This window comes from Bradyrhizobium betae (assembly GCF_004123905.1).
Taxonomy (GTDB): domain Bacteria; phylum Pseudomonadota; class Alphaproteobacteria; order Rhizobiales; family Xanthobacteraceae; genus Bradyrhizobium; species Bradyrhizobium betae_A.
In genome coordinates this window covers 182,824-209,643 of sequence record NZ_MZXW01000054.1, presented here as the reverse complement: position 1 = coordinate 209,643, position 26,820 = coordinate 182,824, and the positions used below count along the sequence as shown (strand labels likewise).

At 64.6% G+C, this 26,820-nt stretch carries 25 protein-coding genes and 1 tRNA gene; 16 read left to right on the top strand and 10 right to left on the bottom strand.

Annotation, left to right across the window (positions count from 1 at the left end; genetic code table 11):
* Positions 1-6: 6 nt before the first annotated feature.
* The 8 genes from B5V03_RS38815 (at position 7) to B5V03_RS38780 (ending at position 9,389) form a co-directional block, all read left to right on the top strand.
* Positions 7-1,704, top strand: a complete 1,698-nt coding sequence (locus B5V03_RS38815; protein WP_129275671.1) for a flotillin family protein — start codon at positions 7-9, stop codon at positions 1,702-1,704.
* Positions 1,705-1,918: 214 nt separating this feature from the next.
* Positions 1,919-2,287, top strand: a complete 369-nt coding sequence (locus B5V03_RS38810) for a hypothetical protein (RefSeq protein ID WP_129275670.1) — start codon at positions 1,919-1,921, stop codon at positions 2,285-2,287.
* A gap of 146 nt (positions 2,288-2,433) precedes the next feature.
* Positions 2,434-2,508 (top strand) — tRNA-Asn (locus tag B5V03_RS38805).
* A gap of 214 nt (positions 2,509-2,722) precedes the next feature.
* Entirely contained in the window at positions 2,723-2,902 is a 180-nt protein-coding gene (locus B5V03_RS38800) for a hypothetical protein (RefSeq protein WP_129275763.1), read from the top strand.
* 139 nt (positions 2,903-3,041) lie between these two features.
* The gene (locus tag B5V03_RS38795; RefSeq protein ID WP_164988577.1) at positions 3,042-3,704 is read left to right on the top strand and encodes a protein-L-isoaspartate O-methyltransferase family protein; all 663 of its coding nucleotides are present in this window, start codon (positions 3,042-3,044) and stop codon (positions 3,702-3,704) included.
* Between the two features lie 205 nt (positions 3,705-3,909).
* Complete coding sequence (locus B5V03_RS38790) at positions 3,910-5,301, top strand: TolC family outer membrane protein (protein WP_129275761.1); 1,392 nt, start codon at positions 3,910-3,912, stop codon at positions 5,299-5,301.
* Positions 5,302-5,606: 305 nt separating this feature from the next.
* Complete coding sequence (locus B5V03_RS38785; protein WP_164988576.1) at positions 5,607-6,383, top strand: PopZ family protein; 777 nt, start codon at positions 5,607-5,609, stop codon at positions 6,381-6,383.
* 129 nt (positions 6,384-6,512) lie between these two features.
* Complete coding sequence (locus B5V03_RS38780) at positions 6,513-9,389, top strand: valine--tRNA ligase (RefSeq protein ID WP_129275668.1); 2,877 nt, start codon at positions 6,513-6,515, stop codon at positions 9,387-9,389.
* Positions 9,390-9,409: 20 nt separating this feature from the next.
* Here the strand turns inward: B5V03_RS38780 and B5V03_RS38775 are convergent, their stop codons facing one another.
* Positions 9,410-10,012: a DNA-3-methyladenine glycosylase gene (locus tag B5V03_RS38775; protein WP_129275667.1), complete on the bottom strand. Its 603-nt coding sequence runs from the start codon at positions 10,010-10,012 to the stop codon at positions 9,410-9,412.
* 130 nt (positions 10,013-10,142) lie between these two features.
* Here B5V03_RS38775 and lipA point away from each other — a divergent pair, with 130 nt between their 5' ends.
* Together lipA and B5V03_RS38765 are read left to right on the top strand one after the other, a co-directional pair.
* Complete coding sequence (lipA, locus tag B5V03_RS38770; protein WP_129275666.1) at positions 10,143-11,099, top strand: lipoyl synthase; 957 nt, start codon at positions 10,143-10,145, stop codon at positions 11,097-11,099.
* Between the two features lie 6 nt (positions 11,100-11,105).
* On the top strand, positions 11,106-11,576 hold the full coding sequence (locus tag B5V03_RS38765) for a type II toxin-antitoxin system RatA family toxin (protein WP_129275665.1): 471 nt from the start codon (positions 11,106-11,108) through the stop codon (positions 11,574-11,576).
* Between the two features lie 160 nt (positions 11,577-11,736).
* Here the strand turns inward: B5V03_RS38765 and B5V03_RS38760 are convergent, their stop codons facing one another.
* From B5V03_RS38760 to B5V03_RS38740, 6 genes are read right to left on the bottom strand one after another with little or no spacing between them, the layout of a single operon-like run.
* The gene (locus tag B5V03_RS38760) at positions 11,737-12,552 is read right to left on the bottom strand and encodes a c-type cytochrome (RefSeq protein ID WP_164988575.1); all 816 of its coding nucleotides are present in this window, start codon (positions 12,550-12,552) and stop codon (positions 11,737-11,739) included.
* Positions 12,552-14,174, bottom strand: coding sequence for a b(o/a)3-type cytochrome-c oxidase subunit 1 (locus B5V03_RS38755; RefSeq protein WP_129275663.1), 1,623 nt, complete (start codon positions 14,172-14,174; stop codon positions 12,552-12,554). The genes B5V03_RS38760 and B5V03_RS38755 overlap by 1 nt, the downstream gene beginning before the upstream one ends.
* Positions 14,161-14,724, bottom strand: coding sequence for a cytochrome C oxidase subunit II (locus B5V03_RS38750; protein ID WP_129275662.1), 564 nt, complete (start codon positions 14,722-14,724; stop codon positions 14,161-14,163). The genes B5V03_RS38755 and B5V03_RS38750 overlap by 14 nt, the downstream gene beginning before the upstream one ends.
* Entirely contained in the window at positions 14,721-14,897 is a 177-nt protein-coding gene (locus tag B5V03_RS41920) for a hypothetical protein (RefSeq protein WP_007610286.1), read from the bottom strand. The genes B5V03_RS38750 and B5V03_RS41920 overlap by 4 nt, the downstream gene beginning before the upstream one ends.
* A 19-nt stretch (positions 14,898-14,916) precedes the next feature.
* A complete protein-coding gene (locus tag B5V03_RS38745) occupies positions 14,917-16,167 on the bottom strand; it encodes a cytochrome c (RefSeq protein ID WP_164988595.1) in 1,251 nt (416 codons plus the stop codon).
* An 11-nt stretch (positions 16,168-16,178) separates the two neighbouring features.
* Complete coding sequence (locus B5V03_RS38740; protein ID WP_129275660.1) at positions 16,179-16,886, bottom strand: c-type cytochrome; 708 nt, start codon at positions 16,884-16,886, stop codon at positions 16,179-16,181.
* Here B5V03_RS38740 and B5V03_RS41915 point away from each other — a divergent pair.
* Positions 16,852-17,067, top strand: coding sequence for a hypothetical protein (locus tag B5V03_RS41915; RefSeq protein ID WP_164988557.1), 216 nt, complete (start codon positions 16,852-16,854; stop codon positions 17,065-17,067). The two genes, B5V03_RS38740 and B5V03_RS41915, sit on opposite strands and share 35 nt — an antisense overlap.
* A gap of 803 nt (positions 17,068-17,870) precedes the next feature.
* Entirely contained in the window at positions 17,871-18,065 is a 195-nt protein-coding gene (locus B5V03_RS38730; RefSeq protein WP_129275659.1) for a hypothetical protein, read from the top strand.
* A 137-nt stretch (positions 18,066-18,202) separates the two neighbouring features.
* On the opposite strand, the gene B5V03_RS38725 is transcribed toward B5V03_RS38730, so the two are convergent.
* Both B5V03_RS38725 and B5V03_RS38720 read right to left on the bottom strand, forming a co-directional pair.
* Entirely contained in the window at positions 18,203-18,814 is a 612-nt protein-coding gene (locus B5V03_RS38725) for a CinA family protein (protein WP_129275658.1), read from the bottom strand.
* A 3-nt stretch (positions 18,815-18,817) separates the two neighbouring features.
* Complete coding sequence (locus tag B5V03_RS38720; RefSeq protein ID WP_129275657.1) at positions 18,818-19,999, bottom strand: bifunctional 2-C-methyl-D-erythritol 4-phosphate cytidylyltransferase/2-C-methyl-D-erythritol 2,4-cyclodiphosphate synthase; 1,182 nt, start codon at positions 19,997-19,999, stop codon at positions 18,818-18,820.
* A gap of 281 nt (positions 20,000-20,280) precedes the next feature.
* Here B5V03_RS38720 and dusB point away from each other — a divergent pair, with 281 nt between their 5' ends.
* From dusB to ntrC, 3 genes are read left to right on the top strand one after another with little or no spacing between them, the layout of a single operon-like run.
* Positions 20,281-21,282, top strand: coding sequence for a tRNA dihydrouridine synthase DusB (gene dusB, locus B5V03_RS38715; protein ID WP_206736245.1), 1,002 nt, complete (start codon positions 20,281-20,283; stop codon positions 21,280-21,282).
* Complete coding sequence (locus tag B5V03_RS38710) at positions 21,279-22,454, top strand: two-component system sensor histidine kinase NtrB (protein WP_129275656.1); 1,176 nt, start codon at positions 21,279-21,281, stop codon at positions 22,452-22,454. The genes dusB and B5V03_RS38710 overlap by 4 nt, the downstream gene beginning before the upstream one ends.
* A 9-nt stretch (positions 22,455-22,463) precedes the next feature.
* On the top strand, positions 22,464-23,906 hold the full coding sequence (gene ntrC, locus B5V03_RS38705) for a nitrogen regulation protein NR(I) (protein WP_129275655.1): 1,443 nt from the start codon (positions 22,464-22,466) through the stop codon (positions 23,904-23,906).
* Between the two features lie 140 nt (positions 23,907-24,046).
* Here the strand turns inward: ntrC and B5V03_RS41910 are convergent, their stop codons facing one another.
* Positions 24,047-24,409: a histidine kinase gene (locus B5V03_RS41910; protein ID WP_164988556.1), complete on the bottom strand. Its 363-nt coding sequence runs from the start codon at positions 24,407-24,409 to the stop codon at positions 24,047-24,049.
* Between B5V03_RS41910 and B5V03_RS38695 the strand changes: the two genes are divergently transcribed.
* Complete coding sequence (locus B5V03_RS38695; protein WP_164988574.1) at positions 24,393-26,807, top strand: sensor histidine kinase; 2,415 nt, start codon at positions 24,393-24,395, stop codon at positions 26,805-26,807. The two genes, B5V03_RS41910 and B5V03_RS38695, sit on opposite strands and share 17 nt — an antisense overlap.
* Positions 26,808-26,820 lie beyond the last annotated feature (13 nt).

The following is a 26,820-nucleotide window of genomic DNA, read 5'->3' as shown; positions in this document are numbered from 1 at the left end:
AAAGTCATGTTCGACATCGCAGTCCCGGCCATGATCGGCGTCGCGCTGATCGTCGTTTTGGGCATCGTCTTCACCATCCTCTATAAGCGCGCCACCCGCGACGAGGCCTTCGTGCGCACCGGCCTCGGCGGCAAGAAGGTCGTGCTCGACGGCGGCGCTATGATCCTGCCGATCTTCCACTCCTACGCCAGCGTCAATCTGAAGACGCTGCGGCTCACGGTCGAGCGCAAGGAGCGGGAATCCCTCATCACCAAGGACCGCCTGCGCGTCGACATCGTCGCCGAATTCTACGTGCGCGTCCGCCCCGACGATGAAAGCATTGCGCTCGCGAGCCAGACGCTGGGCGCGCTGACGAATGACGCCGAAGCCCTGCGCAACCAGGTCGAAGCGAAATTCGTCGACGGCCTGCGCTCAGTGGCGGCGACCATGAGTATCCTCGAGCTTCAGGAGAAGCGCTCCGACTTCGTCAAGCACGTGCAGGCGACGGTCGAGTCCGACGTGAAATCGAACGGGCTCGAGTTGGAGTCGGTGTCGCTGACCAAGCTCGACCAGACCGACGTCAAATTCTTCAATCCCGAGAATTTCTTCGACGCCGAAGGTCTGACCCAGCTGAAGACCGTCACCGAAACCCGCCGCCGCGACCGCAACTCGATCGTGCGCGACAATGAGGTGGCGATTGCGCAGAAGGACCTCGAGGCACGGCAGCAGACGCTGACGATCGAACGCACCAAGAAGGAGGCCGAACTCTCCCAGGAGCGCGACATCGCCAACAAGACCGCGAGCACGCGGGCCGAGGTGGCGACTGCGACCCAGACCGCGCGCCTGACCGAGGAGAACGCCCGCATCGACACGGACAGGGCGGTCGCCGAGAAGGAGGCGGGCGCCAAGCAGGTCAAGGAAACCGCCGTCATCGAGTCGGACCTGGCGATCAACAAGCGCAAGACCGACGCCCAGCGCGAGATCCAGATCGCGACGCAGGAGAACGAGATCCAGATCGCGTCCAAGAGCAAGCAGACCTCGGAAGCCGTCGCTGAGGCCAAGACCGCCGAAGCGATCGCGGTCTCCGCGGAGGAAAAGGTCGTGACCGCGCGCGCCGTCGAGGTCGCCGACCGTGCCCGTCTCACTCAGGTGCTGGCCGCGCGCACCGAGGCTGAACGCAAATCGACCGAGCTGATCGTCGCGGCCGAAGCCGAGAAGAAGGCCTCGCTCGATCGCGCCGAGGCCGTCAAGACGCTGGCCACGGCGGAAGCCGAATCCAACAAGATCAAAGCGGTCGGCGTCAGGAACATCGGCGAGGCCGAAGCCGCAATCATCACGCTCAAGAACGAGGCGCAGAACAAGCTCGGCGCCAACGTCATCGATTTCGAGATCGCCAAGAAGCGGATCGAGACCATGCCCTCGGCGCTGGCCGAGATGGTCAGGCCGATCGGAAACCTCAAGGACGTCCGAATCCTCCACACCGGCGGCGCGTTCGGCGGCAACGGCACAGGCAGCGGTAATGTCGGCTTCGGCGAAGGTCTCGCCGGCGAGCTCCTCAAGGTGCACGCACTACGTCCGATGATCGACGAGATCCTGCGCCAGAGTGGATTTGCGCCCGGCGACGATCCGGTGAAGGCGCTGATGGGCGCCGTGACGGGAAAGAGCAACGGTGCCGCGGTGCCTGCGGCGGCACCTGCGCCGGAGACAAACTCCGCCGATCTATGAATGCCGGTTCATTGCTGCGGAGAATTCGAATCGCTATGAACTGGCCTGTTGCGCGTCTCGCGTCGCGCAACAGGCCGGAGTGCGGATCGATGGAGTGTTGAACTTCTCGATCTGGCTCCGGACGAATTCTTCAACGCAACGCCATGTGTTGCCGCGGCGCCTGCGCCGATCGACGCTAGGTGCTGCGTGCCTGTTTCGATCGGGAGATTTTCAAATGAAGTATTTTCTGTCTGGACTGCTCGCGATCGGACTTGCGATTGCTGCCGCGCCGTCGTTCGCGGCTGACGCCCGCAACGTCACCGTTGTCAACGAGACCGGCTATGCCATCAAGTTCCTGGGCTTCAACGCGCCGGACGATGGCCTCGACGAATGGGACAACGAGCTCGACAAGGTTTTGCAGAACCAGGCGAGCACCTATGTCGAGTTCGACGAGGACGACGAGGGCTGCGTCTGGAACATCCGCGTCGACTGGCAGAACTATGACGAGTCCGTGCTCTGGAAGAACGTCAATCTCTGCAAGATGACCGCGCTTCGGCTGCGCTACGACCCCGGCACCAAGACCACGTCCTTCACCGCCGAATAGATGCCGGCCCATGACCGGAGGAGGGGCCGCCAAGAACTCCAGGAAGGCCCTTCCTCAGATGCGTTGCGGACGATGGCGAATTCGTCCTTTGCAAGCGCAACCGGCTTTGTTATACGCAGCCGCGCGCGAACGAACGGTTCGCCTTTTCCTCGGTAGCTCAGCGGTAGAGCATCCGACTGTTAATCGGATGGTCGCTGGTTCGAATCCAGCCCGGGGAGCCAAATTCCGCTTGAAATTCAATGACTTGAGGTCGTGCCCTGATGTGGCGCGCGATGTCGCTCGATCAGACTCTCAATTCCTTCCTGCCCAATCCAGCCCAGAATCGCGTTCAAGCAGATGTGTATGCAGGCGGCGTCGCCACAGCGCGGGCGGCAACAAATCGACTTAATTCAAATCGAGCTTCGCCAGCGCCGGATTATTACGGAGCTGATTCCCATGCCCGACATCCAGATCGACCGTGCCCAACTGGCTCCCTCGATTCTGCCGGCCGACATTCCCGAGCTCAGCGACGATCAATGCCTCGCCTGCCTCAAGCGTGCGGTCGAGACACCCGATTCGGCACGGCTGGACGAGGTCGCAGCCCTGATCGGCCGCCTTGCGGTGACGATCGAATAGTCCATCCGACCCCTGATGCGGCGAGTTGCGGATTCGCTGGCCGGCGAAGGCCAACGGCCATGTTGCGTTTTCGCCGGGCATGTTCCAAAGATGCCGCCAATTCATCTCAGCGGCATCGTCCGCATTGCAGGGTCCGCAAATGTCCGGTTTCTCGACCGCGCGCCTCAAAATGGTCGATGGCCAGGTGCGCACCAATGACGTCACCGACCGCCGTATTCTCGACGCCATGCTCACGGTTCCGCGCGAGGCCTTCGTGCCCGCGGCCAAGCAGGCCCTGGCCTATCTCGACCTCGACCTCGATGTGAGCGAGGGCGGCACCAAGCGCTTCCTGATCAAGCCGCAGCTGACCGGCAAGCTGCTCCAGGCCGCCGAAATCGGCGAGGGCGACAACGTGCTGGTGGTCGGTTGCGCCACGGGCTATCTCGCCGCGCTGACGGCCAAGCTGGCCAAACAGGTCACTGCGACCGAGTGCGATTCGGCTCTGGCCGCAAAGTCCAAGGATGCTTGTGCCAGCCTTGGGCTCACCAACGTCACTTGCAAGGCCGCAGCCTGCACCGAGGGTGATCCTTCCGCCGCTCCCTATGACGTAATCATCCTCAATGGCGCCACCGAGGTGACGCCAGAGGGGCTGCTCGGGCAGCTTAGGGATGGCGGGCGACTGGTGGGGGTCTCTGCCGAATCCAAGCCGCCGCGGGCCATGATCGTGACCCGTACCCACGGCGAATTCGGCCATCGGACGCTGTTCGATGCCGCAGCCCCGGTCCTTCCCGGGCTGGAACGGGCCGCTGCCTTCGTCTTCTGACGGCCCAAACCCCGTTAAAATCCCGTTCTGAATCAGAAGTGTGGCCGGGATGCTGCACGTGAAGAGTTTCCACCGAGAACTACCCTTAGGTAGTTCCGTCGCGCTCGTCCGCGTCCTATGTTGCGGAGGGGCAACGACTCCACTCGGATACGGTAACCAGGCTCGCGGGCACGAGCTTGGCGTTAGAATGAACGGAATTTTTGGGATGCATGGGGTGAAGCTCTTCACCGGAGCTGCTGTTTCGGTCCTGTTGCTGGCGCTTGCAGGGCCGACGCCTGCCTTGGCGGATACGATCGAGGCGGCGCTGGTGCGCGCCTATCAGAACAATCCGCAGCTCAACGCACAGCGCGCTCAGGTGCGCTCGACTGACGAGAACGTGCCGCAGGCCCTGTCCGGCTACCGGCCCAAGGTCAATATGAGCCTCAGCTCCGGGTCTCAATATCAGGATATCCAACAGGCCCAGAAGGGCTTGCCGATCCATAGCGACCCGCCGCTCAACCCCAACAGCGCCAGCCTGACCATCAACCAGACGCTCTACAACGGCAATCAGACCGCCAACCGGACGCGTGTGGCGGAGAGCCAGGTCTCGGGGTCCCGCGAGGCGTTGCGTGTACTAGAGCAGACGGTGCTGCTGCAGGCTGCCACGAGCTACATGGACTATCTGCGTGATGCGGCAACACTCGAAGTTCAGCGCAGCAACGTGCGCGTGCTCGAGCAGACGCTCAAGCAAACGCGCGATCGCTTCAACGTCGGCGAGGTCACGCGCACGGACGTGGCGCAATCCGAAGCGCAGCTGGCTGCCGGCAGGACCCAGGCCCTGACCGCCGAATCGAATCTCACGACGACCCGCGCGAACTTCCGCCGGATCATCGGCAACGAGCCGTCGAACCTCGCTCCGGGCTCGCCGGTCGATCGCTTCCTGCCCGGGACGATCGCCTCCGCGGTCAATCTCAGCCTGGTGGAGAACCCCAACGTCACAGCTTCGATGTTCGGCATCGACGTCAACTATCTCCAGGTCAAGATCAACGAGGGCGCGCTGCTGCCGACAGTCACGGTCCAGGCTGGCATCACCCAAGCGTACCAGCAGACCCTGACGGTCTTCCGGACAACGACCGCTTCCGCCATCGCGACAGCCTCCGTGCCGATCTATCAGGGCGGCGCGGAATATGCGCTGATCCGCCAGTCGAAAGAGAATCTGGCGCAACAGCGCCTGAATCTGGAAACCACCCGCGATCAGACCCGTGCCAACGTCGTGCAGGCTTGGGGTCAGCTGGAAGCTGGCAAGGCGCAGGTGAAGTCCGCACAGGCGCAAGTCACGGCCTCCGAAATCGCGCTGAACGGCGTGCGCGAAGAAGCCAAGGCCGGCCAGCGCACCACGCTGGACGTGCTCAACGCGCAGCAGGCGCTGGTGAATGCGCGCGTTGCGCTCGTCACGGCCCAGCATGACCGCGTGGTGGCGTCCTATTCGGTGCTCAACGCGGTTGGTCGTCTCGCGCCTCAGGTGCTCGGCCTCAACACCACGGTGTACGATCCCAGCGTGCACTACCAGCAGATCCGCGACAGCTGGGCCGGCGTGCGCACGCCCGACGGACGCTAAAGTCCCGTAGTGATCCGGTCGGCCTCGCCAACAGCCGAGGCCGACCAGCGCTTTGCTTGCATTCATCAAAATCCCTGACATAGCCTTGCCAAGAAGATGCGGGTCGATTCGCCCCGCGCCTGATGTCGTGTGCGTAAAGCTTGAGTGCCGAGGGCAGGGGCGCACCGCTGCACGTTGAGCCGTGAACTGGGGACAAGTCGGGCCGCCGCGACGAAAATGTCGAGGCGTCCGTCCGGAACCGGCCAATCCTGTCGTGCTTGGTGTAAAACAACGCATGCGAGGGCGTTGATGATGTGGAGTCGGAGATGACGCAGCCAGCAAAGGTCACAGAACCCTCGATGGAGGAGATTCTGGCCTCGATCCGGCGCATCATTGCCGACGATGAGGCCAAGCCGCCGCCGGCAGAGGCCGCAAAGCCCGCGCCAGCTGCCGCGGCGCCCGCACCAAAGCCGCAGGCGATGAACGACATTCCACCCTCCAAGGTTGCCGCCGCCAAGCCTGTCGCCGAAAAGCCCGCGCCACCGCCGGCCGCAAAGCCCGCTCCGGCGCCGCCGTCACCCGCGCCTGCGGTGGATGCATCCAACAACCAGGACGACATCGACGCGCTGCTGGCGGGGCTCGACACAGCCACGACTGCGCCCGAGGTCCGAGTGCCGGAACCCGAGCCGGAGCCCGAGCCCGACGTCCTCGAATTGACCGACGAGATGGCCATGGACCCGGAGCCGACACCGGCCCCGCCGCCGCCAAGCTTCCGCAGGGTCGAGCCGCGCGACGATCTCGAATTCGCCGAAGCGCCGCCGCCGCGCCCCACGCCGCCACCGTCCTATGCACCGGTGGATTTCGATGCCGCGCCATTGCCGCCGCAGCAGCCGATCCTGGCGCAATCGACGGTCTCTGCGGTCGAATCGGCCTTCAACTCCCTGGCCCATACGGTGCTCAGCAGCAACGCGCGGACGCTGGAGGATCTGGTCAAGGAGATGCTGCGCCCGATGCTGAAATCCTGGCTCGACGACAATTTGCCGGGCCTGGTTGAACGCATCGTGAAGGCCGAAATCGAGCGGGTCTCGCGCGGCGGGCGCTGAACCAGGCCGTGCGGGCCCGATAAAGCCCTGCTTCTCCGTCATATTCGACCTGCCGGTCGGGCCGGAAAGCCTTATTGCCGCTGAGCTTTCCGTTGACTTGAGCCCCGCGCGCGGCTTTCTAGCAGCCCCATGATCGAAAAAAATTACCAGCCCGCCGATATCGAAGCCCGCATGTCCGTGGTGTGGGAGGACAGTCTTGCCTTCAAGGCCGGCCGCCCCGACCGCCGCGACGCCGTGCCCTTTACCATCGTGATCCCGCCGCCGAACGTGACGGGCTCGCTGCACATGGGCCACGCCCTCAACAACACGCTCCAGGACATCCTGTGCCGGTTTGAGCGCATGCGCGGCCGCGACGTGTTGTGGCAGCCCGGTACCGACCATGCCGGCATCGCCACCCAGATGGTGGTCGAGCGCCAGCTGATGGAGCGCCAGCAGCCCGGCCGCCGCGAGATGGGCCGCGAGAAGTTTCTCGAGCGGGTCTGGCAGTGGAAGGCCGAGAGCGGCGACACCATCATCAACCAGCTCAAGCGGCTCGGGGCCTCCTGCGATTGGTCGCGTGAGCGCTTCACCATGGACGAGGGCCTGTCCAAGGCCGTCGTCAAGGTGTTCGTCGAGCTGCACCGTGATGGCCTGATCTACAAGGACAAGCGGCTGGTGAATTGGGACACCAAGCTCTTGACCGCGATCTCCGATCTCGAAGTGCAGCAGACCGAGGTCAAGAGCCACCTGTGGTATCTGCGCTATCCGATCGAGGGCAAGACTTTCAGCCCCGAGGATCCCTCGAGCTTCATCGTCGTCGCCACCACGCGCCCCGAGACCATGCTCGGCGATACCGGCGTCGCCGTGCATCCCGAGGACGAGCGCTACCAGAAGCTCGTCGGCAAGAACATCATCCTGCCGCTGGTCGGCCGCAAGATTAAGATCGTTGCCGACGAATATTCCGATCCGGAGAAGGGTTCGGGCGCGGTCAAGGTGACGCCGGCGCACGACTTCAACGATTTCGAGGTCGGCAATCGCCACGGCCTGCGCCGCATCAGCGTGCTCGACAAGGAAGGCTGCCTCGATCTCGTCGACAACGAGGATTATCTGCGCGACCTCCCGGAAGGCGCCTCGCAATTCGCCGAGGAGTTCAACAAGGTCGACCGCTTCGCGGCGCGCAAGCGCATCGTCGAGCGGCTGGAATCGTTCGGCTTCGTCGAGCGGATCGAGCCGCATACCCACACGGTGCCGCATGGCGACCGCTCCGGCACGGTGATCGAGCCGTATTTGACCGACCAGTGGTACGTCGATGCCAAGACGCTGGCGAAGCCGGCGATCGCGGCGGTGCGCTCGGGCGAAACGACCTTCGTGCCGAAGAACTGGGAAAAGACCTATTTCGAGTGGATGGAGAACATCCAGCCCTGGTGCATCTCGCGCCAACTCTGGTGGGGCCATCAGATCCCGGCCTGGTACGGCCCCGACGGAAAGGTGTTCGTCGCCGAGACCGAGGAAGAGGCCGTCAGCCACGCGCTCGGCTATTACGTCGAGCAGGAGGTCATCACGGCCGAGCAGGGCCGCGAGATGGCGCTCGACCGCAACAAGCGCGAAGGCTTCATCACGCGCGACGAGGACGTGCTCGACACCTGGTTCTCCTCGGCGCTGTGGCCGTTCTCGACGCTCGGCTGGCCGGAAGATGCGCCGGAGGTGAAGCGTTACTATCCGACCAATGTGCTGGTCACAGGCTGGGACATCATCTTCTTCTGGGTTGCCCGCATGATGATGATGGGCCTTCACTTCATGAAGGAGGCGCCGTTCTCGACGGTCTACATCCACCGCCTCGTCCGTGACGAGAAGGGCGCCAAGATGTCGAAGTCGAAGGGCAACGTCATCGATCCGCTCAACCTGATCGACGAATACGGCGCGGATGCTCTCCGCTTTGCGTTGGCCCGCGAGGCGGCGCACACGCATGACATCAAGCTGTCGTCGCAGCTTGTCGAGATCAATCGCAATTTCGCGACCAAGCTCTGGAATTCCTGCCGCTTCGCCGAGATGAACGAGTGCGTCGTACCGGAAGGTTTTGAGCCGGCGAAAGCCAAGGAGCCGCTGAATCGCTGGATCGCACACAAGGCCGCGGAGGCCACGCGCGAGGTGACGGAGGCGCTTGAAGCGCATAGCTTCAACGAAGCCGCGAGTGCGATGTATCGGTTCGTCCTGAACATCTATTGTGACTGGTATGTCGAACTCGCAAAGCCTGCGCTCCTCGGCGCAGACGGTCCGCTCAGGGCCGAAACCCGCGCCATGGTGGCCTGGGCGCGCGACGAGATTTTGAAGCTGCTGCACCCCTTCATGCCCTTCATCACCGAAGAGCTGTGGGAAGTGACGGCCAAGCGCGACGGCCTGCTCGCGCTGGCAGAGTGGCCGCTGAAGCCGTCCCAGCCGACGCCGGAGCAACTCGCGATGCTCGCGGCGGCGGCCGGGCCGACCGATCCGCTGATCTCGCCGGCCCTGATCATGCCGATCTTCGACCATGCCGACTTCAGCGATCCCAAGGCTGAAGCCGAGATTGGCTGGGTGATCGATCTCGTCACCCAGATCCGTTCGGTGCGCGCGGAGATGAACATCCCGCCCGCGACGCTGACTGCGCTGGTGCTTGCGGGCGCCTCGGCCGAGACGAAGGAGCGCGCGCCGCGCTGGACCGACGTCATCAAGCGCATGGCGCGGCTCTCCGACATCTCCTTCGCCGACCGTGCGCCCGATGGCGCGGTTCAGCTCCTAGTCCGCGGCGAGGTGGCAGCGTTGCCGCTGAAGGGCGTGGTCGACGTCGCCGCCGAGCGCACCCGTCTCGACAAGGAGATCGGCAAGGCCGATGCCGACATCAAGCGCGCCGAGTCCAAGCTCGCCAACGAGAAATTCGTCGCCAACGCGGCCGAGGAGGTCGTCGAGGAGGAGCGCGAAAAGCGCGAGGCCGCGCTGGCCCGCAAGGCCAAGCTGCTCGAGGCGCTGGAGCGGCTCAAGCAGGCCACTTAAGCCTCTTGGGCCTCTTGGGCCTATTTCGGAAACGGCTTGCTGAGGAATTTCGAGCCCCTGACGCCGTAGCGCCAGGGCAGCTCGACCGCCTTGGTGATGCCGATCCGGATGCCGGTCGCGACTTCGACGTCCTCGGTCCGCGCGTGCAGCGCGATCGGCGGCCGATCCAGCGGCAGGGTGTTGTGCGCGATGGTGATGCCGAGCGCCTCGGTCAGCTTGCCCGGGCCCGAGCACAGCGCGTGCACATCGACCGCATGGCGTCGGCGGCGCATTGTCGCAAGACCATGCGTCGGCTCCAGCGCGCGGATCAGCACGGCAGCGGCCGAGCCTTCCCCTTCGCAGACGAAGTTCACGCACCAATGGATGCCGTAGGAGCGATAGACATAGGCAAAGCCGGGCGGACCGAACATGATCTGGTTCCGCGGCGTCGGGCCGTTGAAAGAGTGCGCCGCCGGCTCGGTATGATGATAGGCCTCGACCTCGACGATGATCCCGCCGACGCCGTCCACCAGCATGGTCGCACCGATCAAATCGTGCGCGACCTCGCGGACGCTGCGGCCGAAAAAGCCACGCTTCAGCTGTTTGCCGAGCCTGGGTGTGGAGGCTTTCGAGACTGGAGCCATTCGAGGTGAGAATCGCCTGAGAACAGAGCAGGATATTGCCCATATCTGCCATGTTCCCTGAAGCAGCGCGAGCCGGGTTGCGGCAGGCAGCCAGACCGACTAGGTAGGACCTGAACAGACCGGACAGCCCATGGTCGTTATTGTCGACACTATCTCGAACCCATTGCGCCCCCGTCACCCCGAAAAGGTGAACCGCCCTGACTCCGCTTCGCCGCCGAAGCCGGACTGGATTCGCGTGCGCGCGCCCAACACCCGCGGCTATGCCGACACCCGCAACATCGTGCGCGCCAACGGCCTGCACACGGTGTGCGAGGAGGCGGGCTGCCCGAACATTGGCGAGTGCTGGGACAAGAAGCACGCGACCTTCATGATCATGGGTGACACCTGCACCCGTGCCTGCGCCTTCTGCAACGTCAAGACCGGCATGCCCAACGCGCTGGATGCGGCCGAGCCTGAGAATGTCGCCGAGGCCGTCGCCAAGCTGGGGCTCGCCCACGTCGTCATCACCTCCGTCGACCGCGACGACCTTGCCGACGGCGGCGCCGAGCACTTCGCCCAGACCATCCGTGCGATCCGGGCCGCGTGCCCCTCGACCACGATCGAGATCCTGACGCCGGACTTCCTGCGCAAGGAAGGCGCGCTCGAAATCGTCGTTGCGGCAAGGCCAGACGTCTTCAACCACAATCTCGAGACCGTGCCGTCGCGCTATCTCACGGTGCGGCCCGGCGCGCGCTATTTCCATTCGATCCGGCTGCTGCAGCGGGTCAAGGAGCTCGATCCCACCATCTTCACCAAGTCCGGCATCATGGTCGGCCTCGGCGAGGAGCGCCACGAGGTGCAGCAGGTGATGGACGATCTGCGTTCGGGCGACGTCGACTTCCTCACTATCGGCCAATATCTCCAGCCGACCCGCAAGCACCACGCCGTGATGCGCTACGTGCCGCCGGACGAGTTCTCGTCCTACGAAAAGGTCGCCTACACCAAGGGCTTCCTGATGGTGTCGGCAAGCCCACTCACCCGCTCGTCGCATCATGCCGGCGAGGATTTTGCGAGACTGAAGGCCGCGCGGGCCGCGACGGCCCGCTGAACCGCCATGCCCAAATTTTCGAGCAAGCGCCGTGTCGATCACAGCGCGTCCGAGATGTTCGATCTGGTCGCCGACGTCGAGCGCTACCCGGAATTCGTTCCGCTGTGCAGCGCGCTGAAAATCCGCCAGCGCATGGCCAAGCCCGACGGCACCGAGGTGCTGGTCGCCGATATGACGGTCTCGTTCAAGCTGGTCAAAGAGTCTTTCACCAGCCGCGTGACGCTCGACCGCGTCAATCTGAAAATCCTGGTCGAATATCTGCAAGGTCCGTTCAGTAATCTGGAAAATCGCTGGACGTTCGAGCCCAAAGGTGAGGGCGTCTGCGACGTCGGTTTCTACCTCGCCTATGACTTCAAGAGCCGCATGCTGGCGATGCTGATGGGCTCGATGTTCGATGCCGCGTTTGCGCGGTTCTCCATTGCGTTCGAAAAGCGTGCGGATGCGATCTACGGCCGGCCGAAGCTGGCGTCGACGTAGGATATTGCAACTCTCGTGTCCCGGACGCGCTGCGACGCGTAGCGTTGCTGCGCAGAGCCGGGACCCATGGCCGCAGACTCCGCACTCGAATAGATGGGCCCCGGCTCTGCAGCGCACCGCTGATGGAGCGCTGCGCTGCGTCCGGGGTACGCGACCATCTTCAATCCACCGCCTTCACCACATCCGACGGCTGCGAGGCGTAATACGCCGCGGCGGCCTCGATCTCCTGCGGCGTCATGGCGCGCGCGATGTTGCGCATCTGCTGGCTGATGTCGTTGCGGCGCTCGCCTGAGGCAAACGCTTGGAGTTGCGCCTTCATGTAGGCCTCGGACTGTCCCTCAAGCCACGGGCTGCCGGTCTTGTTGTCGAGACTGCCATGGCAGGCGCCGCAGGGCGCGATGCCGCGCATCGGCGCGCCGTAGATGACGATGTTGGGTTTTGGAAGCTGCGGCGTCGGGTGATAGGCCGGCAGCCGTGGCAGATAGGCGTAATAGTTCGAGAGATCGGCGATCTCCGGATCCGTCAAATTGACGGCGAACGGCGACATCACCGCATTGGTGCGCGCGCCGGAGCGGAAATCGTGCAGCTCCTTGTAGATCACGGCCGCGTACTGGCCGGCGAGGTTGGGTGAGTCCGCGCGGCTGATGCCGGTCGGGCCGTGGCAGATGGCGCAACGCTGCGCCAGCGTCGCGCCGCGGCCGATTGCCTCCTGGCTCGGGCGCGACAGCGTGCGTGAGGTCAGCACGACCTCCGACAGCCGCTTGCTCTGCTCCGGCGCCGTGACGTTCGCCGCACGCTGAGGCACGCCGGCGGCGCTACAGATCGCGTCCCAGACGTTGGCGAACTGGACCCAGGGCTGGGCGAAGGGCAGCACGATGAAGCCGGTGATCGCGGTCACGATCAGGATCGCCGCGGTGACGCCGACGCCAATCCTGAAATGGCGGTTGCCGAGGGTGAAGAGGTCGTGCGCGCTCATCACTGCGCTCCCACATAGACGGCCGGCACCGAGGTGCCCTCAGTCGTTGCCAGCGTCAGGATTGGGTAGCCGTAATTCGTGAGGGTGAGAACGATCATCAGCGCCACCCACAGCGCATGGGTGTTGAGCGCAACCGGAACGGTGGTCGGCTGATGCACGGCAATGGCAAAGCGATATGGGCCCGCATCGACCAGAGGCGCACGCATGCCACGAGCCAGAACGACGATGAACATGATGCCCGAGGTCAGCAGGATGAAGCCGCCGATCGCCGAGAAGGTGACGGAGAGCGCCTGCGGCGCGATCGCGGGATCGCCGAAGTCGAAATAGGCCATCCGGCGCGGCATGCCCAAGATGCCGACCCAATGCCAAGGGAAGGTGGTGACGATCATGCCGATGAACCACAGCCAGAGCTGGGTGCGGATCAGGCGGATATCGATCAACTCGCGTCCGGTCAGATGCGGCCACAGATCATAGGCGATGGCAAAGTACATGATCACGATGGCGCCACCAAAAATCAGGTGGAAATGGCCCGTGATCCACTGCGTGTTGTGGATGGAGGCATCGAGCTGATAGCTCATGTTGATGAGGCCGCCGGCGCCGCCAAAGCCGAGCATCACGAACGAGAACGCCAGCGCCAGCATCATCGGATTATCCCAGGGCAGGGCCCTGGTCCAGCCGAACATCCCGCGGCCACCACGCAGGCGCGCGGCAATCTCGATCGAAGCGCAGATCGTGAACACGGTCAGCAGCGTCGGCAGCGCGACCAGCGCCGTGAAGGCCGAATGGACGAACTTGAAGCCGGCGCCGACCTGCGGATCGGCAAAAGTGTGGTGCATGCCGATCGGCATCGCCACCACCAGGAACAGGATGAAGGAAATCCGCGCCATGCTGTCGGAATAGACCCGGCCGCCGATCGCGCGCGGTACGATGGTGTAATAGGCGATGTAGGTCGGCATCAGCCAGAAATAGACGATGGCGTGCAGCGTCCAGGAGAAGAACACGCGGGCGAGGCCGGCATCGATTGTGTTTTTCAGCCCTGCCGCAACGGGGATGATCTGGAGCAGCAATTCGAGCGCGGCGCCGACTGCGGTCCAGGCCCAGAGATAGGAGCCCGCGACATTGGCGAACATGGCGAGCGGCACCGGCGCACCGGGATGGGCCTTGCGCCAAACACGCAGATTGACCGACATCAGCGCGACCCAGATCCACGAGCCGACCACGACCAGCACGACGCCGAGATAGTAGAAGACGTTGCCGATCAGCGGCGGATAGAACGTGTAGAGCACCGAGGCGCGGCCGAGCGCGATCGGGACCATCGCCATGATGCTGCCGGCGACGATGAGCCAGAATCCGGCCCAGGCCCAGCGCACGCCGACCAGGCGCTGCTCCAGCGCGGACTCGCTGATGGCATAGCCAAAGCCCATCGCGACCAGCGTCGGGAACACGTAACCCATCACGGTGCCGTGCGCGGTCAACGAACGGTAATAGAGCTCGGGATTGGACAGCCACGTCCCGATCGGGCTGCGGATGAACATCTGCCAGGCGCCGAGCGTGAGCGCGAAGCCGAAAACGGCGAAAGCCAGCCAGAAATGGGCGAGGATGAGCTTCCTATTGGCCAACACAGCTCAGCCTCCCGCCAGCCTTCGCGCGATTGGCGAAGTCGGTCTTGTCGATCACCTTGACCTTGCCCCACATGCCCTCGTGGCCGAAGGAGCAAAACTCCTGGCAGGGCATCAGATAGTCGCCCGTCCTGGTAAAGCGCATCAGTTGCTCGGAAACGTAGCCGGGCACCAGCATGGTGTTGACGTTGGTGCCCTGGATCAGGATGCCGTGCACGACGTCGGCACTGGTGGCGCGCAGCGTGATCGGCGTGTCCGCAGGCACCACGATGCAGGCCGGCGTGAAGGAATATTGCTGGCCGATCGCGCGCACGGTGACATTGCCATTGGCTTCCAGCACGCTGCCGAGATTGCTCTCGACGAACTCACCGGAGAGATGGATCCGCGACGGATCGGTGATCTCGACGCGCGGCTGCGGCATGGTCGCGCGATGAATGCCGGCGAACGCCGCCAGCAGCGCCATCCCCACGACGATGATCACGGCAATGGTGGCCCAGCGCCGCTCGACGCGGGCCGCGATCTCGACGCTGCGGTGGGCGTCCTCCGAGCTCATTGCAGCGATCCGCGCGGCAGGAAGACGAACAGGTAGAAGGCGAACCACATCGCGACCACGCAGGCCGTGGCGATGCCGGCAACCACAATCGCGCCTGATGGTCCCTGTGCCACGACCTCCTCGACGGCCTGGTCGGCGGCGGCTGGGCTGGTCGGCGGATCGGAATTGAACATGACGGTTCTCTGGCGCCTCTCAGTTCAGCGGTGCGGAGCGCAGCTCGTTGGCCTCGCGCGCCGAGACCGGCGTGCCGCGATTGCCCCAGGCGGTGCGGATGTAGGAGACGACGGCGGCGACCTCGTTGTCGGAGAGGAGGCCGGCGAACGGCGGCATGCCGTAGGGCATCGGATTGCCCTTGGTGCCCGGCGGATAGCCGCCATTGAGCACCATGCGGATCGGATTGACTGCCGACTGCATCTCGATCGACTGGTTGTTGGCGAGCGGCGGCCAGTGCGGCGGCTTGCCTTCGCCCTGCGTGCCATGACAGCTCGCGCAGTTCTTGTCGTAGACGGTCTTGCCGAGGCTGATCAGCAGGCTGCTCTCGGTGTTTGGCAGCGCCGAGCTTGCCGGCGGCGGCGACGAGGCTTCCGCGATGCCCTTGAGATACACCGCCATCGCCCTGGTGTCGGCGTCGTCGAGATATTGCAGGCTGTTGTGCACGACCTCGGCCATCGGTCCATAAACGACGCCGCGCGCGGAGACGCCGGTCTGGAGCAGGTCGGTGATGTCCTTGATGCTCCAGTCGCCGAGCCCCGCCTCGCGGTTGTTGGTGAGAGATGGCGCGTACCAATTCTGCATCGGAATCAGCCCGCCCTTGAAGGCATCCGATTGCGATGTGCCGCCAAGCGCGTTGATCGGCGAATGGCACATGCTGCAATGGCCGAGGCCTTCGACGAGGTAAGCGCCGCGATTCCATTCCGCAGATTTCGCCGGATCCGGCCTGAACTCGCCTTCGCGGAAATACAGCGTGCGCCAGCCAAGGATGAGCTGGCGGTTGTCATAGGGGAAACGCAGCTCGTGCGGCTTGTTCTTCTGGTTCACCGCCTGAATCGAGCGTAGATAGGCGAAGATCGCATCGCTGTCGGCGCGTGTGACCTTTGTGTAGGACGCGAACGGCATCGCCGGATAGATCAGCCCACCGTCCGGGAAACGGCCGTTATGCATGGTCCTGTAGAAATCGTCCGCGCTCCATTTGCCGATGCCGGTCTCCGGATCGGGCGTGATGTTGGAGGTGTAGATCGTTCCGAACGGGGTCGGCATCGGGCGCCCACCGGCAAACAGACGGCCCTCCGCCGCGGTGTGGCAGGCCGTGCAATCGCCGGCGCGGGCGAGATATTCGCCGCGCGCAATGACATCGCTGCTCTTGTCTTGAGTTTTGTCTTGCGCTTGCGCTGCCGTGATGAGCGCGGCGAGTGCGAGCAGCGTGATCGACAGTTTTGAGCCCATCATCCGCCTCGTCAATTGGGCTGGCTGCCGCAGCCGAAGGGCAGCGCGTAGGTGCCCTTCGGAACGGGAGCCGGGTTGGCGGGGGCAGGCCGCGTCGCGAGCCAAGCCGCGACCGCGGTGACGTCGGCCTCGGTCAGATGGCCCGCGACAAGCTGCATGCAGTCGGGCGATTTCGCCGTGCGGGTGCCGTAGCGCCACGCGCCGAGCTGTGCGCTGACATAGGCGGCGCGAAGGCCCAGCAGTCCCGGGATGCCGGGCTGCATGCCTGTCAGCGCAGGGCCGTGGCAGCTGACGCAGGCCGGAATGCCGCGGCCCGCATCGCCGCTGGTGGCAAGCGCCTCGCCCTGCGCCAGCACGTCCTTGCTGACCTCACTCGGCGCAGGCTGTGGCAGAGGCGGGTGCTCGCTGGCAAAATACTCCGCCATCGCCTCCAGATAGGGATCGGGCAGAAACTCCAGCAGATAGTTCATCGGCGGGTATTTGCGCCGGCCGCTGCGGAACGCGAGCAGCTGATTGTAGAGATAGCCGGCGGGCTTGCCCGCTAGGCGCGGGAAATAGACGTCGCTGGTGCCTTCGCCCTTGTTGCCGTGACAAGGCGTGCACGCTTCGACCCGCGCCGCCATCGTATCGGGCGGCTGGTTGGCCGTTTGCGCGGCCGCACCATCAAAGGCGGACAAGGTAACAATGACGGCAGCCGAGGCCGCAGCACGAGCGAACACTGTCGTCGCCCTCCACAAGGCTGGTCCGGTTGATTCCAGATTACAACGTAGCGCGGCATTATTGCGCCAATATTTTCTCGCGCAAGTTCAGACAGACGCAATGACGTTTGGTCGCGCCTGCACATTTGTGATCCTGATCGAATTCGACAAGATTTGCGTGCTTTTTGATAAGCAGACATGACATCACGCTCTCGCGGCGTTTGTCGCCCGAGACTTGCTGCGTCGTGTCGCCCTCTTTCGTCAGAAGGCGCAGGGAAGGCCGGGTGCCGGCTGGCACCCACGGTCCACTGTGCGAAGGTTTGCGCTACGAAGAGCTGCACAGCGGCATACAGGTGAAGCCAAAACATCCGGCCTTCCCTGCGCAGTGGTTTGACGGCTTATGTCGTGCTCTCCCCGGGGAGCGATGCACTATTGCCCCCGTCGCCTTGCGGATGGCGGATGCGCGGTCCCGGTCGGGGCCGCCACATCACCGCAACACTTGGCGCACAGACCCCGGGCGCCAGGACCACACGATTTTGCCGTACGCGAACCGCACCGGTCGTGTGCGCGACGGTTTTCGCTCACGGCTCTCCGCCCTGCGAAACCTGTCGCGCCGATGTGACTCGCGTCCACCGCAGCTCACCCCACGTGTCGTGACGATCGCGATACGCCCCTCTGACCGGGATGAGGTGACGGGAGATTGCGACAAATCAGAACTTCGGTAAAGCGGAATATTTCACGGACGAAGATTGACCCGCAGCTTGTATGTTTTGCCCGACGGGCAGCACAAGGGCTTGCGGGCGGAAAGGTATCCGCAATCTTGGCGCACACGCGTCGATCCCAACGCGGTTCTCGCGACGCTGACAAGTGCAGTTTGTGCCAAAACCCCCAGCGCTGACGGAACACCCCTTGCCGCGGGCGATACACCCGCAAAGGCTGCATATCTTGATCCGTTCGACTACGATCCGAGTCGGGCGGGGGCTTGGGAGGCGAGGACTAGGAGAAATGGCGCGCTGGAAGCAATCGTGGAGCGAGGACGACCTCAACCGGCTCAGGACACTCGCAGGTACCAAGCCGATCACAATGATCGCGAAAGAGCTCGGGCGCACCACGGGCACCGTGCTCGCGAAGGCGATCGAGCAGAGGCTGCCCGTGCTTCATCGGATCGAGCGAGCTACGCAGGGACCGGATTTGCAGTGAATGAAATTTCGACACGCTGAAAGCGTCGCTCGTCCTCTATGGACTGAACGCTAGTCTACGCCATCCTGCTGCTGGCGGTGGGCTGGTATCTGTCAGGCGCCGGTGAATGCGCTGCGCTTCACCCAGGCTACCGGAGCTCACCCCCGCGGCGACCGCGGAGTCCGTCGCTTCGCCACGTGCCGGCGCGGCGAACGTGTCACGCGGGGGCGCAAGCGGGTTACGGCGGCGGCCCGTTTCGGCTTGGCCGACACTTGCGGACCGCGGGCGAGGTCCATCAGCATGCGCAACGCCTCGACCACGGAGCGCTGGCGCACCGCTGTGCGGCCGATCGCGCCAAAACGATGCTCGCGGTGGACGATGCGGCCATCGCGGGCTGCGACGGCGAAGTGGACGAGACCGACCGGCTTGCCGGGCGTGGCGCCGCCGGGGCCGGCAATGCCGGTGATGGCAACGGCGAGATCGACGTCTGCGCGCTCCAGTGCGCCGACCGCCATGGCGGTTGCGGTCTCCTTGCTGACCGCGCCGAAATTCGTGAGCGTGCTGGCCTCGACCCCGAGCATCGCGCGCTTGGCGTCGTTGGAATAGGTGACGAAGCCGCGGTCGATCACATCAGATGAGCCGGGAATGTCGGTCAGCGCGCCCGCGACGAGGCCGCCAGTGCAGGACTCGGCGGTCGCGATCGTCAGCTTGCGCATCCGGCACAAATCGAGCAGCGAGCGGGAGAGGGCGCGTGCGTCGCTGCCGGCCATGGCCTAGGCGCTCCAGGGGAGCCGGATGGTGGCGCTCGCGGTGGCCGCGATGCCTTCCTCGCGGCCGGTGAAGCCGAGCCGCTCGCTGGTGGTCGCCTTCACCGCGACGCGGGAGATGTCGACGCCGGAGATCTCGGCGATGCGCGCGCGCATGACGTCGCGCAAGGGGCCGATCTTCGGCCGCTCGCAGATCATCGTGACTTCGAGGTTGGCGACGCGGCCGCCGCGCGCCGTGACGCGCTCGATGGCGTATTTCAAAAACTGGTCGGAGGAGGCGCCCTTCCACTTCGCATCGCTCGGCGGGAAATGCGAGCCGATGTCGCCGTCGGCGAGCGCCCCGAGGATTGCATCCACCAATGCATGCAGGCCGACATCACCGTCGGAATGCGCCAGGAATCCCCTGGTATGCGGCACGCGCACGCCGCAGATCATGAGGTGGTCGCCTTCGCCGAACGCATGCACGTCGTAGCCCGTGCCCGTCCTGATGTCGCCGAGCAGGCTGGCCAGGCGCGCTTCCTCGCGCACGAAATCCTCGGGGGTGGTGAGCTTCATATTGGCAACATCGCCTTCAAAGGTTGCAACCGTCAATCCCGCCCATTCGGCAATCGCGGCATCGTCGGTGAAATCGCTGCGCCCGTCCTTCGCCGCGCGACGATGCGCCTCGAGGATGACGTCGAAACGAAAGGATTGCGGCGTCTGCGCGATTCGCAGGCGCGCGCGGTCCGGTGTGTCCTCGACATTGCCGCTCTCGCCGGTGATCTTGATGGTGTCGGTAACAGGCACGGCCGGGATCGCAGCGCCGGTGCGGCTCGCCGCGTCGATCGCGCGCGAGATCACGCCTTCCGAGACAAAGGGACGCGCGGCGTCGTGGATCAGCACGATGTCCGGCTTGTGCTTTGCGAGGGCTTCGAGACCTGCGAGCACCGAGGCTTGGCGCGTCGCGCCACCATTGGTCGGCGCCTCGTGCTTCAACCCTGCGACCGCTGCCGTGAATATGGCGCCGTCGTCGGGGTTCACCACGGGCTGCACGGCAAACACGTCGGCGTGGCGGCTGAACGCTTCCATGGCGCGATAGATCACGGGTACGCCGCCGATCTCCCGATATTGCTTGGGACCACCGGCGCCTGCGCGCAGGCCGCGTCCGGCCGCAACGAGAACGACTGCGGTGCGCTGTGATTTCGCCATAGGACTCAAATACTCAGTTGGTGATGAAGAGAGTCGGGGAGTGGGGTGATGCCGCATGCCTCTAGCACGGCAGGCCCGCAAAAAAAGGGGGTTTCCCCGGATTGTGGGAAACAGCAATTTGCTGCACTGCACTTGAAAGATTTGCAGAATTGGTTAAAGTGTAGGCATGACGCTTGACTGCACAAGAATTGTGCGCAAGATAGATCATGGCAGTCGCGATGAGGCGCTGTCCATTTGACGAGACCACTGTGACCGGCCCGGCAGGATCAGGCTCCAAGCCCTTGAAAATAGGCGATATTGAGGTCACCACCCCGGTCTTCCTGGCACCGATGTCGGGAGTGACTGACTCGCCCGTCCGGCGGCTGGTCGCCGAGCTCGGCGCCGGTCTGGTCGTGTCCGAGATGACCGCGAGCGATGAGCTCGCCAACGGCCACCGGATGTCGCGGTTGCGCTGCGAAGCCACTGGAATCGGTCCGCATGTGGTCCAGCTTGCCGGCTGCGAGGCGCACTGGATGGCCGAAGGGGCCCGGATCGCCGAGGCTGATGGCGCCGACATCATCGATATCAACATGGGCTGTCCGGCCCGTCACGTCACCGGCGGCCAGTCCGGCTCGGCCCTGATGCGCGACCTCGACCATGCTGTCAGCCTGATCGATGCGACGATCGCTGCGGTGAAGGTGCCGGTGACGCTGAAGATGCGGCTCGGCTGGGACGACCTCAGCCGCAATGCCCCGGAGCTGGCGCGGCGCGCGGAAGCTGCCGGCATCAAGCTCGTCACCGTGCATGGCCGCACCCGCTGCCAGTTCTACAAGGGTGAAGCCGATTGGGACGCGATCCGCGCCGTGCGCGAGGCGATCTCTATCCCGCTCATCGTCAACGGCGACATCACATCCTATGAGAAGGCGCTCGCGGCGTTAGAGGCCTCCGGCGCCGATGCCGTGATGATCGGCCGCGGTGCGCAGGGCCAGCCCTGGCTGCCCGGCCAGATCGGCCGCCGCCTGATGGGCGGGCAGGCGGAAGCCACCCCATCGATCGAGACGCAGCTGCATTACGTCCGCACACTTTATGAGGGCGTCTGCGCGCTCTACGGCCTGCGCGTCGGTCTCAAGCATGCGCGCAAGCATCTCGGCTGGGCGCTCGACGTCGCCGCCGATGCGAGCCGTGCGCCGGCCGAGAAGCTGAAAGCCTGGCGTCAGAAGATTCTCACGTCCGAAGATCCGCGTCTCGTTCACCGTTCACTGCAAGATGCTTTCGACGACTTCGCATGGAGCGCTGCTGCATGAGCTCAGCTGCTGAACATCGTCGGCCGCTTCCGTCCGACAGCGATGCGATCCTGGACGCCTTGCCCAATCCCGTGCTGCTGATCGGGCCGGACGGCAAGATCGTCGGCGCCAACATCGCAACCGAAGCCTTCTTCGATATCTCGACGCAGTTCCTGAAGCGGCAGTCGCTGAAGGAGCTGGTCCCGTTCGGCAGCCCCTTGCTGGCACTGATCGACCAGGTGCGGTCGTCGAACTCGCCGGTCAACGAATACAAGGTCGATCTCGGCACGCCACGCATGGGCGGCGACCGCCAGGTCGATCTGCATGTGGCGCCGCTGACGGAGCGGCCGGGGCATATCGTGGTGATGCTGCAGGAGCGTTCCATCGCCGACAAGATGGACCGCCAGCTCACCCATCGCAGCGCTGCGCGCTCGGTGATAGCGCTAGCAGCCATGCTCGCGCACGAGATCAAGAACCCGCTCTCGGGGATTCGCGGCGCAGCGCAATTGCTGGAGCAGCAGGCTTCCTCCGAGGACCGCATGCTGACGCGGCTGATCTGCGACGAGGCCGACCGGATCGTGACGCTGGTCGACCGCATGGAGGTGTTCGGCGACGAGCGTCCCGTGGTGCGCGGCCCCGTCAACATCCATTCGGTGCTCGACCACGTGAAGCGGCTGGCGCAGTCGGGCTTTGCCCGCAACATCCGCTTCATCGAGGATTACGATCCCTCGCTGCCGCCGGTGCTGGCGAACCAGGATCAGCTGATCCAGGTGTTCCTCAACCTCGTGAAGAACGCCGCCGAAGCCCTGATCGACGTCCCCGACGGCGAGATCCAGCTCACCACCGCATTCCGCCCCGGCGTGCGCCTGTCAGTCCCCGGTCAAAAATCCCGGGTATCCCTGCCGCTGGAGTTTTGCGTGAGGGACAATGGACCAGGCGTGCCGGACGATCTTCTGCCCAATCTGTTCGATCCCTTCGTCACCACCAAGCAGACCGGCTCGGGTCTCGGCCTGGCGCTGGTCGCAAAAATCGTCGGCGATCACGGGGGCATCATCGAATGCGAGTCTCAGCCGCGCAAGACCACCTTCCGCGTGCTGATGCCGATGTATTCCACATCGGTGAAACATGCCGATCACAGCAGTCGCGACGGCTCTGCCGGGAAGTCGTCGTCTGCATCTCAGGGGGCAAAATGAGGATTAACAATGCCCGCAGGTAGCATTCTTGTTGCTGATGACGACACCGCCATCCGCACAGTTCTCAATCAGGCTCTGTCCCGGGCCGGCTATGAGGTCAGGCTGACCGGCAATGCCGCGACGCTGTGGCGCTGGGTCAGCCAGGGCGAGGGCGATCTCGTCATCACCGACGTGGTGATGCCGGATGAAAACGCCTTCGACCTGCTGCCGCGGATCAAGAAGATGCGGCCGAATTTGCCCGTCATCGTCATGAGTGCGCAAAACACCTTCATGACAGCGATCCGCGCCTCCGAGCGCGGGGCGTACGAATATCTGCCAAAACCCTTCGACCTGAAGGAGCTGATCGCCATCGTCGGCCGCGCGCTGGCCGAGCCTAAGGAACGGGTCTCGACGCCGGACGAAGAGGGGGAGATGGACTCGATCCCGCTGGTCGGCCGCTCGCCGGCGATGCAGGAAATCTACCGCGTGCTGGCGCGGCTGATGCAGACCGACCTCACCGTGATGATCACGGGCGAGTCCGGCACCGGCAAGGAGCTGGTGGCGCGCGCGCTACACGATTACGGCAAGCGCCGCAACGGCCCGTTCGTCGCGGTCAACATGGCGGCGATCCCGCGCGACCTGATTGAATCGGAGTTGTTCGGCCATGAGCGGGGCGCCTTTACCGGCGCCAACACCCGCGCCTCCGGCCGGTTCGAGCAGGCCGAGGGCGGCACGCTGTTCCTCGACGAAATCGGTGACATGCCGATGGAGGCGCAGACCCGCTTGCTGCGCGTGCTCCAGCAAGGCGAATACACCACTGTCGGCGGCCGCACCCCGATCAAGACCGATGTGCGGATCGTGGCGGCCTCCAACAAGGATCTGCGCGTCCTGATCCAGCAGGGCCTGTTCCGCGAAGATCTGTTCTTCCGCCTCAACGTCGTGCCGCTGCGGCTGCCGCCGTTGCGCGAACGCATCGAGGATCTGCCGGATCTCATCCGTCACTTCTTCGCGCTCGCCGAGAAGGATGGCCTCCCGCCGAAGAAGCTCGACTCGCTGGCGCTGGAGCGGCTGAAGCAGCATCGCTGGCCCGGCAACGTGCGCGAGCTGGAAAACCTCGCACGCCGTCTCGCCGCGCTCTATCCGCAGGACGTGATCACGGCCTCCGTCATCGATGGCGAGCTCGCGCCGCCCTCGGTCAGCCCGGGCGCCGCGGTCCAGCAGGGCGTCGACAATCTCGGCGGCGCGGTGGAAGCCTATCTCTCCTCGCACTTCCAGGGCTTTCCGAACGGCGTCCCGCCGCCGGGCCTCTATCACCGCATCCTCAAGGAGATCGAGGTGCCGCTGCTCACGGCCGCGCTCGCCGCCACCCGCGGCAACCAGATCCGTGCAGCGGATCTGCTCGGCCTCAACCGCAACACGCTTCGGAAGAAGATCCGGGATCTCGATATCCAGGTTTACAGGAGCGGGGGTTAGTTTTCGGACGGTGGCTCAGCTCCCCCTACCAAAGCGGAGCTGAGCCTGTCCGGATCGCGCTGGCCGTTGTGGCTGACGCGGAGAGCAGAAGTCCTGATCGGGCAGAAATGTTCCGCGGTCGCGTTAAATTGCCGCCGCAGTCACCGGATCACTCGGCCTGATATCGGCAGGGCGTTGGCAATTTCCGACGGGCGCGGCTGCATGCCGGGACCGTTGACCAAGAGATCAGAGGCCGCGATCAGCACGAGCACGGCCGAAACCATTATCGCGAGAAAAATTCTATCCATGGCAGTCAAGCCGGATGGCGGGATTCTGTTCCCGGCGATCTGCGCCATTGGGTAGGCGATCCAGGACGGGCTTCCCCTGTGGATGCGCCGGTCCGCCGCGGCGGGGGCGCCGCGGAATTGTCGCAATTCGGCAACAATGTGGTACGAATACATCAGTATCCGCCCACTGCGGACCCCGTTTTCAGCACCCATTGCCGGAATGACCAGCGCAGACACCTCGGCCGCACACTTCGACACGGCCCCAGCAGACGAACCCCGGCGTTGGTCGGTGCGGCGCTGGCTGGCGCCGATTGCCGTGGTCCTGGCGCTGGGGTCGGCCTTCCTGACCTTTGTGGTCCTGACAGGCCTCACCACGATCGAGCCGACACCGGAGATCGTCCGCTCGTTCTACCTGATCAATGCGGCCACGATCCTGCTGCTGGTCGGCATCATCATCCGCGAGCTCTGGCAGATGATCTTGGCACGGCGCCGGGGCAGGGCGGCCGCCCGTCTCCACGTCCAGATCGTCAGCCTGTTCTCGATCGTGGCGGTGCTGCCGGCGGTGCTGGTTGCCGTCGTCGCCAACGTCACCATCGAGCGCGGCCTCGACCGGCTGTTCTCCGGGCCGACCAAGGAAGTGATCCAGAATTCGCTGACGATCGCGCGGGCCTACATGCAGGACCATGCGCAGCTGATCCGCGGCGACATTCTCGGCATGGCCAATGACATCGCCCATGCCCGGCCGCTCTACGACCAGGATCGCCGCTCGTTCCGCGAGCTGCTGACCGCCAGCGCCGGCTCGCGCAATTTGCCGGGCGCGATGATCATCGACAAGAACACCAACATCCTGGAATCCGCCGACACCGGCATGCGGCTGGCCTATTCGCCACCGGCGCCGGACTTCCTCAGCAATGTCAACGAATCCGAGCCCGAGATCGCGGTGCTTCCGGACGCGAGCTTCGTTGCTGCCGTGATCCGTCTGCGCGCCTTCAACGATATCTTCCTCTATGTCGCCCGGCCGCTTGATCCCAACGTCGTCAACCAGCTCAAGCAGACCGAGGTCAGCGTCGCCGAATATTCCCAGATCGAGTCGCGCCGGCTCGGCATCCAGGTCGCCTTTGCGCTGATGTTCGCGGTGATCGCGCTGACCATCCTGATGGCCTCGGTGCTGATCGGCCTCAACTTTGCCAACTCGCTGGTGTCGCCGATCCGGCGGCTGATGAACGCGGCCCACACCGTCTCGACCGGCGACCTCAACGTGAAGGTGCCGGTGCACCAGTCGGAGGGCGACCTCGCCCAGCTCGGCGAGACCTTCAACAAGATGACGCAGGAATTGCGCAGCCAGCGCGACGAGCTCGTCAATGCCAGCGACCTCATCGACAGCCGCCGCCGCTTCATCGAGGCGGTGCTGTCCTCGGCCAGCGCCGGCATCATCGGCGTCGATACCTCGGGCAGTGTCGGCATCCTCAACCGATCCGCCGAGAAGCTGATCGGACACTCCGAGGCGGAGACGCTCGGCCATCCGCTCTCCGACGTGCTGCCCGAGCTCGAAGACATGATGAAAACGGCGCGGGACGGGACCCAGCGTCTGGTGCAGGGCCAGATTACGATCACGCGCGACGGAGACGAGCGCAATCTGTCGGTCCGCGTCAGCGCCGAGAAGAACCAGCCGCACGACAGCTACATCATCACGCTCGACGACATCACCGAGCTGGTGTCGGCGCAGCGCACCTCGGCCTGGGGCGATGTCGCGCGCCGCATCGCCCACGAGATCAAGAACCCGCTGACGCCGATCCAGCTCTCCGCCGAGCGCATCCGCCGCAAATTCGGCAAGGCCATCACCGAGGCCAAGGACAAGCAGATTTTTGAGCAGTGCACCGACACCATCGTGCGTCAGGTCGACGACATCCGCCGGATGGTCGACGAGTTCTCGCGCTTTGCGCGGATGCCCAAGCCGGTGATGGAGGGCGAGGACGTCGCCGACGCCGTGCGGCAGGCGGTATTCCTGATGAAGGTCGCCCATCCCGAGATCGATATCGAGACAGAATTCAAGGAAGAACCGCTGCGCGCCCAGTTCGACCGGCGGCTGATCTCGCAGGCGGTCACCAACATCATCAAGAACGCCACCGAGGCGATCGAACAGGTCCCGGCGGAGGAGCTCGGTAAAGGCCGGATCGACGTCGTGGTCTCGCGCGAGGGCGAGGACGTGCTGATCGACGTCGTCGACAACGGCATCGGCCTGCCCAAGGTCGCGCGCTCGCGGCTGCTGGAGCCCTATGTGACGACGCGCGCCAAGGGCACCGGGCTTGGCCTGGCGATCGTCGGCCGCGTGCTGGAAGACCATGGCGGGCGCATCGAGCTGAAGGATGCCTCCGACTTCCGGGAGGGCCAGCGCGGCGCCTGGATGCGGATGCGCTTTGCAGTCTCCGGCCAGCCTGCGAAATCCGAGGGAGCCGAGCCGACACCAGGGGTGAAGGAAACCGCGACCGAGACAGCGCAGGACGCGGCCGGAGCACAGGCCAGCGCCCCGGTCAAGGACGCGGCGCAGGAAACAAAACAGCTGGCGGCTGAAACCAAAGAGCCGGCTGAAAAGACCAATGATTCAACGAAAATCGAAGCCTCAACAGGCAGCTGACAAGACAGGCGCG